The sequence below is a fragment of the Candidatus Burkholderia verschuerenii genome, from assembly GCF_001189365.1.
Lineage (GTDB): Bacteria > Pseudomonadota > Gammaproteobacteria > Burkholderiales > Burkholderiaceae > Caballeronia > Caballeronia verschuerenii.
This window is the reverse complement of the sequence record NZ_LFJJ01000037.1, coordinates 23,492-34,346: the sequence shown is the minus strand read 5'-3', so window position 1 is coordinate 34,346 and position 10,855 is coordinate 23,492. Positions and strand designations below refer to the sequence as shown.

At 60.5% G+C, this 10,855-nt stretch carries 18 protein-coding genes; 17 read left to right on the top strand and 1 reads right to left on the bottom strand.

Going from position 1 to position 10,855, the window contains the following annotated elements:
- Nucleotides 1-456: 456 nt before the first annotated feature.
- The 17 genes from BVER_RS09810 to BVER_RS09735 all read left to right on the top strand — a co-directional run bounded on the left by BVER_RS09810 (nt 457) and on the right by BVER_RS09735 (nt 9,867).
- On the top strand, nt 457-963 hold the full coding sequence (locus BVER_RS09810; protein ID WP_050453138.1) for a single-stranded DNA-binding protein: 507 nt from the start codon (nt 457-459) through the stop codon (nt 961-963).
- A gap of 57 nt (nt 964-1,020) precedes the next feature.
- Nucleotides 1,021-1,359 (top strand): TrfB-related DNA-binding protein, encoded by a 339-nt coding sequence (locus BVER_RS09805; protein WP_050453137.1) that lies wholly within the window; start codon nt 1,021-1,023, stop codon nt 1,357-1,359.
- Nucleotides 1,356-2,147, top strand: a complete 792-nt coding sequence (locus BVER_RS09800) for a ParA family protein (protein WP_050453136.1) — start codon at nt 1,356-1,358, stop codon at nt 2,145-2,147. The genes BVER_RS09805 and BVER_RS09800 overlap by 4 nt, the downstream gene beginning before the upstream one ends.
- Nucleotides 2,148-2,149: 2 nt before the next feature.
- Entirely contained in the window at nt 2,150-3,292 is a 1,143-nt protein-coding gene (locus BVER_RS09795) for a ParB/RepB/Spo0J family partition protein (RefSeq protein WP_050453135.1), read from the top strand.
- A gap of 667 nt (nt 3,293-3,959) precedes the next feature.
- A complete protein-coding gene (locus BVER_RS09790; RefSeq protein WP_050453134.1) occupies nt 3,960-4,787 on the top strand; it encodes a DUF932 domain-containing protein in 828 nt (275 codons plus the stop codon).
- A gap of 66 nt (nt 4,788-4,853) precedes the next feature.
- Complete coding sequence (locus BVER_RS09785) at nt 4,854-5,258, top strand: hypothetical protein (protein ID WP_050453133.1); 405 nt, start codon at nt 4,854-4,856, stop codon at nt 5,256-5,258.
- Nucleotides 5,255-5,647: a TrfB-related DNA-binding protein gene (locus BVER_RS09780; protein WP_083452114.1), complete on the top strand. Its 393-nt coding sequence runs from the start codon at nt 5,255-5,257 to the stop codon at nt 5,645-5,647. Before BVER_RS09785 ends, BVER_RS09780 begins: the two co-directional genes overlap by 4 nt.
- Before the next feature lie 13 nt (nt 5,648-5,660).
- Nucleotides 5,661-5,894, top strand: a complete 234-nt coding sequence (locus BVER_RS09775) for a hypothetical protein (RefSeq protein WP_050453131.1) — start codon at nt 5,661-5,663, stop codon at nt 5,892-5,894.
- Nucleotides 5,895-6,112: 218 nt separating this feature from the next.
- Complete coding sequence (locus BVER_RS09770) at nt 6,113-6,367, top strand: hypothetical protein (protein WP_050453130.1); 255 nt, start codon at nt 6,113-6,115, stop codon at nt 6,365-6,367.
- Nucleotides 6,368-6,424: 57 nt separating this feature from the next.
- Nucleotides 6,425-7,075: a hypothetical protein gene (locus tag BVER_RS09765; protein ID WP_050453129.1), complete on the top strand. Its 651-nt coding sequence runs from the start codon at nt 6,425-6,427 to the stop codon at nt 7,073-7,075.
- Nucleotides 7,076-7,139: 64 nt separating this feature from the next.
- On the top strand, nt 7,140-7,508 hold the full coding sequence (locus BVER_RS09760; protein WP_050453128.1) for a hypothetical protein: 369 nt from the start codon (nt 7,140-7,142) through the stop codon (nt 7,506-7,508).
- A gap of 227 nt (nt 7,509-7,735) precedes the next feature.
- Nucleotides 7,736-8,005, top strand: a complete 270-nt coding sequence (locus BVER_RS09755; RefSeq protein ID WP_050453127.1) for a hypothetical protein — start codon at nt 7,736-7,738, stop codon at nt 8,003-8,005.
- Between the two features lie 16 nt (nt 8,006-8,021).
- A complete protein-coding gene (locus BVER_RS09750; RefSeq protein ID WP_050453126.1) occupies nt 8,022-8,432 on the top strand; it encodes a DUF6011 domain-containing protein in 411 nt (136 codons plus the stop codon).
- Nucleotides 8,433-8,444: 12 nt separating this feature from the next.
- A complete protein-coding gene (locus BVER_RS31355) occupies nt 8,445-8,594 on the top strand; it encodes a hypothetical protein (RefSeq protein ID WP_157055989.1) in 150 nt (49 codons plus the stop codon).
- Nucleotides 8,594-9,046 carry a hypothetical protein gene (locus tag BVER_RS09745; protein ID WP_050453125.1) on the top strand — a complete coding sequence of 151 codons (453 nt, stop codon included), beginning with the start codon at nt 8,594-8,596 and terminating at the stop codon, nt 9,044-9,046. Before BVER_RS31355 ends, BVER_RS09745 begins: the two co-directional genes overlap by 1 nt.
- A gap of 3 nt (nt 9,047-9,049) precedes the next feature.
- Nucleotides 9,050-9,616 carry a hypothetical protein gene (locus tag BVER_RS09740; protein WP_050453124.1) on the top strand — a complete coding sequence of 189 codons (567 nt, stop codon included), beginning with the start codon at nt 9,050-9,052 and terminating at the stop codon, nt 9,614-9,616.
- Entirely contained in the window at nt 9,613-9,867 is a 255-nt protein-coding gene (locus BVER_RS09735) for a hypothetical protein (RefSeq protein ID WP_050453123.1), read from the top strand. The genes BVER_RS09740 and BVER_RS09735 overlap by 4 nt, the downstream gene beginning before the upstream one ends.
- Before the next feature lie 45 nt (nt 9,868-9,912).
- On the opposite strand, the gene BVER_RS36635 is transcribed toward BVER_RS09735, so the two are convergent.
- Complete coding sequence (locus BVER_RS36635; protein ID WP_050453122.1) at nt 9,913-10,686, bottom strand: SprT-like domain-containing protein; 774 nt, start codon at nt 10,684-10,686, stop codon at nt 9,913-9,915.
- Nucleotides 10,687-10,855 lie beyond the last annotated feature (169 nt).

Below are 10,855 nucleotides of genomic sequence, written 5' to 3'. Positions count from 1 at the left end.
GCGCCCGCTACCACGGCGGGGGGCTACCGCCGCACCCAACAGTCCCCCGGACTGTTGGGCTTCGGACGGCATGCGCTCGGACGCGTCACAGGTATTCCACGGCCCTAGTTTGGCTTGCAGGGAGGGGCGGTACGCCAGGGCGCACGGCTGCGTCAAGCGGGGTTTCGTTGACGAAAGTTTGAGGGCGAAAAAAGTGTAACAACGAAACAACGATGCTTGTCACAAGTGCCTGTAACAAGTATAATTGATTCATACGGTAAGCAGTTGCCGTATGGGTCGGGGCGGTTGCAGCGGGAACTGTAGCCGCTCTGTTTGAAGGTAAATCGGGAGTTAGCAATGTTTTATATTCTGGCGCTTTTGGTTGTTTTCGTCACTCCTTTCGGGGCTGCATCCGCCTCGGATGCAAGCGCCGTTGTTGGCATCTAAGTCAATCACTTTTCGGAAGGAGTCACGGTCATGAGTCTTAACAAGGTCATTCTCGAAGGGAATATCGGCAAGATCGACGACACGCGCTATATGCCTAACGGCGATCCGGTCGTGAATTTTTCGCTCGCGACCGACGAGGCATACAAGGAGGGTAACGAGTGGAAAACGCGGGCCTGCTGGCACCGCATCGTCGCGTTCGGCGATTCGTTCGCGCGTCGTCTTGAGCACGCGAAGCCGGGCTCGAATGTCGCCATCGTGGGCCGGATTCGCTATCGCCAATGGACGCCGGAGGACGGCGTTAAACGCACCACGGCCGAAGTCGTGCTCGAGGAGTTCAGCTTCGTCGGCGGCAAGCGCCAGTCGAGCTCGTCGAGCGAAGGCGACGCGGCAGAAAGCCACAGCAACGGCCACAGCGACGGCAACGGCCACGACGACGGCGGGGCATTCGAGGAACCGGCCGCGGCATCGGGGGCAGCACCGGCGAAGGGCAAAGGCTCGCGCAGCAGCAAGAGGACGGGTAGCGGCGCAGCAAGTTAAATAACCCCCCTGCCCTGCCGAGTGTTCCCGCGCCCGGCAGGGTTGCAAGGATCACTGATGAAAATCCAGCGAAAGCTAACCCCGGAAGAATTTGAGGCCATCAAACCTCGCTTGAAGCGGATGAGCCAACGGAACGTTGACGCGGCCTATCAGGTCTTGGTGAATGACAAAACGCAGTCTGAAATTGCGCGCGAGCTCGGCGTTACACAGCAAAGCATCGGCGATGCCGTGAATGCCGTTTGGAAGCACTTTCAGAAGCACTACGAGCAGGAATCCGGGCTTGCTATCCCGAGTGACTGGATCAAGGTGAGCGCTCTACTGCCGCCCGAAATGGCGAAGGTCGTCACACAGATGGAGAAGTCGGCGCGCGACAAATTGAGAAAGGATCAGCGATGAAAATCATTGCGTTCGCGAATCAGAAAGGTGGTCAGGCTAAGTCGTTAATCTCGACTCAGTTCGCGTTTTGCCTCGCGGAACTCGCCGAAAAGCGGGTAGCTTTCATCGACGCCGACGAGCAATCGAGCAGCACGTATACGCTGCGCGCGTTCGAAGCAGGCAACCGGGCGTATCAGTTTTTTGGCGGCGAGCCGGTCAAGGTGAACGGCGGCGACAGTCCTATCACGCTGTTTTCTGCGGACAAAGACCACTTGCGCCTGGTCGAGAAGATGGACGACCAAATCAAGATGGACGCCAACCGCAAGGTTATCTTGCCCGAAATGGCGACGAACCTGCGCGCGCGGCTTGACGAGATTTCTGACCGCTTCGATTGGTGCGTGATCGACACGCCGGGCTCAAATAGCAAGGTGCCAAATGCGACGCTGATCGCCGCCGATTATGTTGTCGTGCCCTGCACGATCGACGCCTACGCCCTGCCGGTTGCGAATGAAATGCTCACGCGGATTCGCGCGGTGCAACAGCACCTGAATCCGAAACTCAAGCTGATCGGTCTGTTGCCGGTCAGGTTCAAGGCGAACGACCGCGAAATGGTCAAGCACCTAAAGGAGCTTTTGACGTTCCAGAAGGACACCGTATTGCGCGCAAAGATCGGCGACCGCTCCGCGTTCCCGTATGCCGCCGACCACGGAATTCCGGTCTGGAAGGTTGACAGGAGCGCGGCCCGCGAAGCGGCGAAGGAACTGCGCGAAGTGTTCGATGTGATCGGCAGCAAGGTAGGAGGGTTTTAAGAATGGATCTGACTTCACTCAGTAATCTCGCGACGTTCAACGAGCAGCCGGGCGAGGCTGCGAAGGGCGTGCCGCTCGAAATCCCGCTCGACAAGATCATTCCGGGCAAAAACCCGCGCACGACGTTTCCGCCCGAGAAGATGGAGCGCATTGCCGCGTCGATTCGTGAGCGCCGCGTAAAGTCGCCTATTTCGGTTCACGCGGTCAGTGCCGAAGAAGTTGCGACGCACTTCGAGGCGAAGGGCTTGCCGTTCTACTACGAGAGCAAGGGACTGGCAGCGCCGACCGAGCTCGACGGGTTCTATCAGATCAACCACGGCGAGCGCCGCTATCGCGGTTCGGTCATGGCGGGAAACAAAGAGACGATTCCCGCCGTGCTCGACGACGACCACGACGGCATCGACGCGCTTGTTGAAAACATCCAGCGCGCCGACCTTGACCCGCTCGACATTGCACATTCGATCGACGAGAAGGTTAAGGAGGGCATGAGCAAGAAAGACATTGCGCAAGCCCTTGGTATGTCGCCGAGCTATGTTTCGAACCACCTTCGCCTGTTGAAGTTGCCCGAACCGGTCGCGGCCATGATTCGCGAAGGCAAGTCGCAGGACGTGACCGCCCTGCTCCAGCTTGGTAGCGCCTACGAAGAGTTTCCCGAAGAAATCGCGGCATTCTGCGACGAGAACGAGGAAATCACGCAGGCGCAGGTACGCAAGTACATCGCCGAGCTCAAGGAGCCGCCGACGCCGCCTAGCCCGCCTACGGTATTGCCGACCGTCAGCGGATCGGCGGGCGTAATCGGCGGCAATGGCGGACTGGATGAGTACCCGAGCGAGAGCGGCAGCGCATCGAGCTCGAACGACGATCCGGAGGAACCGGGCGACAACAGCGCGGCGAGCTCGAACGAGAGCGACGACGGCCACGGCAGCGCGGCGAGCATGAACGGCGACGCAGGCGCGGCGGCGCACAAGCCGCCGAAGGCGAAGATTGCGGGCATCGACGTTACCCACGATGGCCGGCCCGCTCGCCTGTTGCTGAAAGTGCCGAGCACGCACGGCCTCGCATGGATCAAGTACGAGGACGACGGCCACGAGACAGAAATCGAGGTCGGCACAATCGAACAGATCGTGTCTGTAGCAGTCGAGTAAGCTAAACTGTCAGGAAGCTATTCCGTCACTCCTGCTAGATTGGTGGAAGCCCAAAAAGCCCGTAGCGTTGCCGCGCTGCGGGCTTTTGCTTTTCCGGGGTGTCCTCCCCTGCCCTACTCCGCGCCTAGCGGCGCTGCGCGCCCCTAGCGGGGCTTGCCGGTCGTTCCGCGTGATCGAGGTAGCTCGTCGGGGTCGGTCGGCCGCTATCGCCCTTAAATCTGCCACACGCCCCGGCTTCTCCGGTCAAGGGGCTTTCGCGGCATATCCTCGCCCGCTGCGCGGACTGCGGTATTCCACGATCCCCTTGACCGCGCCGGTTCGTGCAGCAGATCGGGCTTACCGCGACCGACCGACCCCGACGAGCAGAGCCACCAGGCGCCCTAGCCGTGCTCCACTCCCGAGAGAATGAGACGGTCGCTTGCGCGCCCGTCTAGGCCAAAAGCCACGTCCCGCTCCCAACACTCGCCGCTCGGAGCAGCAGCTTTGATGCCAGAAGGCGAGTAAATATTTTCATTCTTTTCTATTGACCGCTATTGACTTTGAGGCGGGTTTCGCCGATAATACATACATCGAGGCGCTACACAGTACGGCGCAGCGATAACCGGGAACCAAGCGGCGGCAACCGCTCCCGGTTCACTTTCCACCAATCTAGCTAGGAGTCCTTACCATGCAACTCGCTTCCAAGTTTGGCCGCACCGCCCCGGTTCTCCGTTCGCATGTTCCGCTCACGGATGACCAAATCCGCACGGTTGCCCCTTCGATCTTTGCCGAAGAAGCGCACGACAGCCGCTCGGCGCGTTACACCTACATTCCGACCATCGAAGTCTTGACCGGCCTGCGCCGCGAAGGCTTTCAGCCGTTCATGGTTGCACAAACCCGCGTGCGCGATGAAGGCAAGCGCGAGCATACGAAGCATCTGATTCGTCTCCGCCATGCCGACCAAATCATTGGCAAGGAAGCAAACGAAATCATTCTTTTAAACAGCCACGACGGCACTTCCTCATACCAAATGTTGGCGGGCGTGTTTCGCTTTGTCTGCCAAAACGGCATGGTTTGCGGGAAGAACGTCGGCGAGGTGCGCGTGCCGCACAAGGGCGATGTAGTCGGCGATGTGATCGACGGTGCAATCCGCGTCTTGAAGAACTTCGAGGTAGCCGACGAGCAACGCGAAGGCATGCAAGCCCTCACGCTTTCCGAAGGCCAGCAAACGGCATTCGCTCGCGCAGCGCTTGAACTCAAGTGGGATACCGAGGAAGTCGCGGCCCCCGTCACCGAAACGCAGATTCTGCGCCCGCGTCGCATGGATGACGCGCGCCCGGATCTCTGGACAACCTTTAACCGAGTGCAGGAGAACATGACCAAGGGCGGGCTTCGTGGCCGCAACGCGAACGGTCGCCCGACGACCACGCGCGAGGTTGCCGGCATCGACCAAAACGTTAAGTTGAACCGTGCTTTGTGGGTTCTGGCCGACGAAATGCGCAAGCTGATCGCGTAACGCGGCAGGCTACCGGGCGAGGCAACCCGCCCGGTAGTTCCCATCGGGACTCACGGAGCGAACGACATGGACAAGGTTTTTTATATCCCCGGCACGCCGACCGCGATTGATTACGCGCTTGAGCTCAACGACGGCCGAATCGTCACGAACTGGACGCGCGAAACGCTTGAGCAGCTTGCCGAGCGTTACCCCGGTGTCGTGATCGACGACGAAGCGGCGTTTATTGCGCAGCAGGAGCGCGCACTTAGCACGACGCCCGAGGAAATCACCGAGGCGGAATATTACGCCGCGCTGTTCATTCTGCCGCCGCTCGACTGGCGAGGCGGGAACGGGGGGGAGTCGTTCAAGTGGAGCGAATTTGTCGCGGGCAATGTCACGACAATTTTCGTCAAGCGACAGGGCCGCTACTGGCGTTTTAAGGGTGTCGCCACCCTCACCCATCCGGTAATCATGGCGAAGGTGGATCAATGAGCAGCGCACGCGCCGTGCCGTTGACCGGTATTGACCGCAAGCGGATAATTCCGAGCCTCAGACAATCAACCATGCGAACCATCATGGCAGCAGAAAAAATGACGGCGAAGGAGTTCAAGGCGCTTATGCCGCGCCTTAAACGAATGACGGTCGGTAACGTTGAAGTCGCGCGGCGCGTGCTCGTTGACGGGCTTTCACAGGTGGAGGCCGCGAACGAAAGCGGATTGACCAAACAACGGGTTAACTCGCTCGTAAAGAGCGTGCAGGCCATCGCGCGCGAAATCCCGGCAGATTGGGAGCAGGTAGAGGTATGGCTACCGCCCGAGCTCGCGGCCCAGGTGCGCCAGTTGGCAGCAGACGCGAAGGCCCGCATTGACGCGGGCAAGTAAGGAGGGACGCGCTATGTTGGATCGTGAGAGATACGAAGCGCTGCTAGACCTTGGAATTGCAGTGCATCGCATGGGCGACGTGTACGAGACAGACCGCGAAGGCCAGCCGCTCACCGAGGCCGTGCAAAGACAATGGTTTGTCTCTGCGCTCGCAGCGTCTGACCTTGTAGAACCAGTCTGCAAAATCCCCCTTGCCGACACCGAGGGCGAGGCGTGGGAGCTTGCCGCGCAACACCTGCTAGGGTGATCTTACCCGCAAGCACGAACGGCCCCACGCGGGCCGTTTTTCATGTGCCGTCACAGGTAAATACATTTAGCATTTAATATTGACTGATATTGACTTTGGGCCGACGTTCGCCGATAATAGATACATCGAGGCGCACGGCAGTACGGCGCAGCGATAGCCGGAACCAAGCGGCGGCAACCGCTTCCGGCTCGACCCTCAACTAGCAGGAGTGACAGAGCATGAACGCACCTTTCTTTCGGAACATGGACACGCTAAACCCCGTCCTGTTCTACTTCTCATCCGCCGACGACTTGAAGCACTACAGCCTGTTTTTCAAGGACGAGGCACCCATCAGCACGCAGCACGGCACCGTGACCGCGCATCGCGTTATCGGCAGGCGCATCGGTACGGACGCGTTGGAAGTCATCGCCGAGTTTCCTAATCAGCTTTACGCGCAAATCTTCCGCGACATGGCGGAGCGGGCAGCACGCTAAGGGCTAACACGGCCCGGCCTGCAACAGCGCCGGGCCAATTAGGAAGGAGTGCGAAAGATGACGACGATTAAGGATGAACGCGACGAGCGCGAAGCGAAGGCCGAGCAGATCGCAGCGCAGATGCCCGAGGATCGAGGCGGCATTCTTTGCGAGGCAATGGCGGCGATCGACGCGATAGACGCTGCCGTACTGGCGTGCGACGACGGAGCGGCAGAGGCCGCGGCGCTTCGCTATGAGGCGGCAATCTGGAAGCTCAACGGCAAGACCTATTTCGGCTGTATGGCAGGCCCGGACGCGGGCGGTGTGATCGCAAGGAAGGTGTGCAGCGCACCGGACGGCACCGCGCCGAAGTGGGGCCAAGCGGGCGAGTTTGTCGCGACCGTGCAGGGTACGCGGGCACTTGTGAGCGTGAGCGAGGGTTTCGGCGTGCGCAGTACGCATTTCGAGTTTCGCGCGGTTGACCTCGACCGGCCCTTTATCTCGCAGACGGGCTATCGGTCTTGCTTCGCCACGCCGACAGGCGGCGCAACGGTCAAGCAAGCAGCAGAAGCCATGCTCGCCGAGCACATGAGCAACGGCATGTGCATGGTTGGCGACGACTACCGCGTGCGACGCGTGGAGGATGAACGGCCCTGGCTCGCGGAGCTCGCGACGCAGCCGGTCGAAGCGTTCGCCGACGCTACCGGCCAGCTTGGTTTTTCTTTCTAACCGGACGGGAGGAACGATGCGATGCCTTGCTATTACCGCGCTTCAGATTCTTCCGTGCGCCGACGTGGACGGGCTATCAACGCCGCAGTACGACGGCCCCGACGCCCTCACGGCACGTTGGACAGTGTTCGAGCTCTGGAACGATGGACGAAGCATCGAGCACGACAGCTATCGAACCGAGCTCGCCGCCGTTGAGGTTGCGCACGCTCTCGCCGCCGAGTGCCGCGCATACGTCGAGCCGTATCCGTGGGTTATCGCGGTATGTGTCGCGGACGGTTGGGAGGTTGTGCCGTCCGACGCAGGCCGCGCCGAAGCTGAACCGCACTGGCGTTTTCGCCGGGCCAGCAATGGCGATTGTCCGCAGCAGGCCCCACAGCGCACCGTGTTTGATGCGTGGCGCGCGTGCCTGTCGTATGCCTGCGCACACGGCTAAGAGCTAGACGCATCGCGCCGTCTGGACGAGGCGCGGTGCAATGCGCAACAGGTGTTCAACGGCCCGAGTTTGGCTTGCAGAAGGGGGAAGCCGTACCGGGCGGAAAGCCTTGTCGGGCTTGGGTTACAGGCGTTCGGCAAAGTGTAACAGGTGGTTAAAAGCACTTGTTACTAATGCTTGTAACAGGTATAATTGGTTATGTGTGGTCAATAGCCCCGAGGTGCAGCATGAAGATGAAATCCCGCCTTCTGTACGGCCTGGTCAAAGCGCTGTTTTTCGCGCTTCTCTGGCTGCGTCCGCTGGTGCATCTGCCGCTCCAAATCATCTCCTACGCGTCGCTTCTCGCGTTCGTGGTGACGTTGCTTATGTCAGGCTCCGAGCTACATACGCGGCTTCTGCTGGCCGGTGTCGGCATCGGTGCAATCGCGCTTTCGTGGAGCTACGACACGTTGCTATCCGCGATGGCCGGTAACGGCATGATGCTCGTCCGCGAATAGCGACTAGGAGGAACGCATGTGTACGTGCGGCATTTGCGGCAAGCCCCTCACCGATCCTGTTTCGGTACAGTTCGGCGTGGGGCCGGTGTGCCGGATCAATATCAAACTCCGCGAGGCGAAGAACATGACCGAAAGCCTGTTTGGACCGCGTGCCGTTTTCACTTATGAGCTACGAGGCAACGTCGTTTGCATCGTCGATCAAGACGAGGGCCGCAGCGTCACGAATGACGTTGAAAACGTGCTTTCGGACATTGCCCGCGATGGCGTGGAATTGCGCGAGCATCGCGTGATTTACCGGGACACGCTCGGCATATGGGACGAAATTGTGCTGACCAAGGCTGGGCGTTACAAGACGTTCAAGAGCCTCAACGCGCGCGAGCTCGATGACGCGCTCGCAAAAGTTCAAGCACCGCAATGTGCCGATTAGGAGGCCATAACAATGCGTTACGCGTGGGCTGCATTTACCCTTCTGGCGACGCGCTGTATCTCGGCGCGCACCTTTTTTAAGGCACTCCGCGAGAAGCCTATCGCCGTTTGCGGCAAAGGCGGCTCGTATGTTGTCGATCCTGATTTCGAAGTGGGCGACTGATGATGGCGGGAACCAAACACACCAAAGAGCCGGGCGAGCTCGAACTCAACGACGGCCAGCAGGAACAAGTGGCCGCGTATCTGGCAATGCGCCGGTTCAAGCAGCGCCGGTATCCGTGGGTATTGGCAGGCGTGGCGTTCGGGGCCGTTGCATTGCTTGTCCTGCAACAGTTCGCCGCCACCATTGAGCGCGACGCGGCGGGCGCAGCTTGGTCGTCGCCGCTGCCGGGAGTCGCTAAGGCGATCGGCGCGGGCGCGTTCGTGCTTTCGCTCGTTGTTGCATTCATCTACGTCACGCGCATTGAGCGCGTGCTACGAAAAGCTCGCGACGTCTTGCGCCGCGCGGGCCTGCCCGATGACTTTATCTCGTCGCTCGACCGGATCAACCTCACGGAGTTAGACAGGGCACTGACCGAGCGGGCCGAGGCCGACCGCGCACACAAAGAGGGCTGACACATGCAGGATCAACACGACACACCCGAGCTCGAACATCGCGCCGAAGCGTTGGCCGCAGCGGTGCGCCAACTTCGAAAATTCGGTTTCGCACTTGTCTCAGCCGATACCGCTGCCGACGACGGCGCAGCGCGTTACGAGCAAGCTCGCCGCGCCGCGTCCGCGCTGCTTGGCCTCGCCGACGACGGCGTATACGCGCATGCAACGCACGCTGTAGCGCGCGCGTTGCTCGACAACACGGACGCCCTACGGCTGATGCGGCTCGACCCGAACGGCGAGGCCGTCGCCCTGCCCGCCTTCGGTGCGGCAACTACCGTAGGATTCGGCCCGGACAAGCGCGAGCAGATCGACGCCCTTACCGGGTTCCTGCCGCGCCTGGCCGGTGTCGCGCTCGATGTGAGCCAGCAAGACGCGCTGCGCGCCATGCTGACCGCGCTCCCCAAGGGCGCATCCATGCTGTATCTGTTGCAGTGTATTCGGGAGAAGTCGCCCGAGAAAATCGGCATCACGCCCGAGCAATACAGCACGCTTGAGCCCTTGCTCATTGCGCTCGCCAAGGGCTTTCAGTGACAACGCCACAGCCGCTTTCAGAGCGCGCGAAAGCCCGGCTGCGGATCGCAGCCGGGTTTCTCCGTGCTCGCGGCATTGAGTTTCCGAAGGAAGGCGATTTTTACGGGCACGTGCTACGCACGCTCGCCGAGCAGCCCGACAAAGACACCCTGCGCGAGCTTGTCGATTGGGTCGAGCAGTACGACGCCACCGATTCCGCGCTCGCGCCGAGCGGCGGGAGCCGCCCCCGAGGGCAACGCCCTCGCCCCTGAAAGCAGCCTTGCGGGCCTGTTTGCGCGGGAGCGCGAACGAGTGTCCTACTGCGCTTCGAACCTAGCCCCCTTGCACTCGTCGGTTTTGAAGCAGCCCGCCTGAATACTGTTCTTACCCCAAATGTTGTCGCCACAGACCGGACAAGTGTATTTCACGCGGTTGCTGTTATTCGTAACGGCCTCGCCCGCTGTCGCGGGCGACTCACTGTCGAGCGAATCGCTCTCTGCCGGAATATCGAAAGCGCCGAGCGCGACGAGCGCTTCTGCTGATGGATCGCCGGCAAGCTCTTCCGGCGTGCTCACGTGCTCCGGGTGGATCGGAAAGCGATCCATCCACGTAATGCGAAACGCCGTTTGCAGCAGCTTTTCGCACGCGACGATGAACGGCCCGCCCGGCAGCGGATAGTCGGCCATATGCTGGCCGACTTCCTTGCCGCCTGGTTGGCCCGTCGAGGACGGCATGAGCCCGACCGATTTCATTTTGTCGGCGAACTCGCGATTGTGGTAGCCCTTCCGGCTTGGCGTGCCCAAGCGGAATTGCCACACATGCACCATTTCATGCACAAGCGTTTGCAGGATTTCGACGAGTGGCACCGTCGCGAAATACCTGCAATTCATCGCGATTTCGTCTGTCACCTGACCTGATGCCGGATCGAAAAATCGCTCGTTTGCGAAGTAGCCATACGATCGCCGTTCGCGCTGAAACGTGATGAGACACGCAGGAAGCTCGTTCGCGAATACTTCCTCGTTGAAAAAATCGTATGCCTGCTGAAGCTCGGCATACGCTTGCGGAGTCGGTTTCAGGGCGGCGGCATCCATTCAGGCTCTTCCATTCATGTCTGTATTGCGCAATACAGATTGTCGCGCATACGTGTGTATTGCGCAATACAGAGAATGTGTAATGTGCAATACACACGATGCAGCGGCCGTAGCCGTCGAGGGCGAGGCCGCAGCGCGAAGCGCCTACGGCGCTGGCAGACTTTAGTTG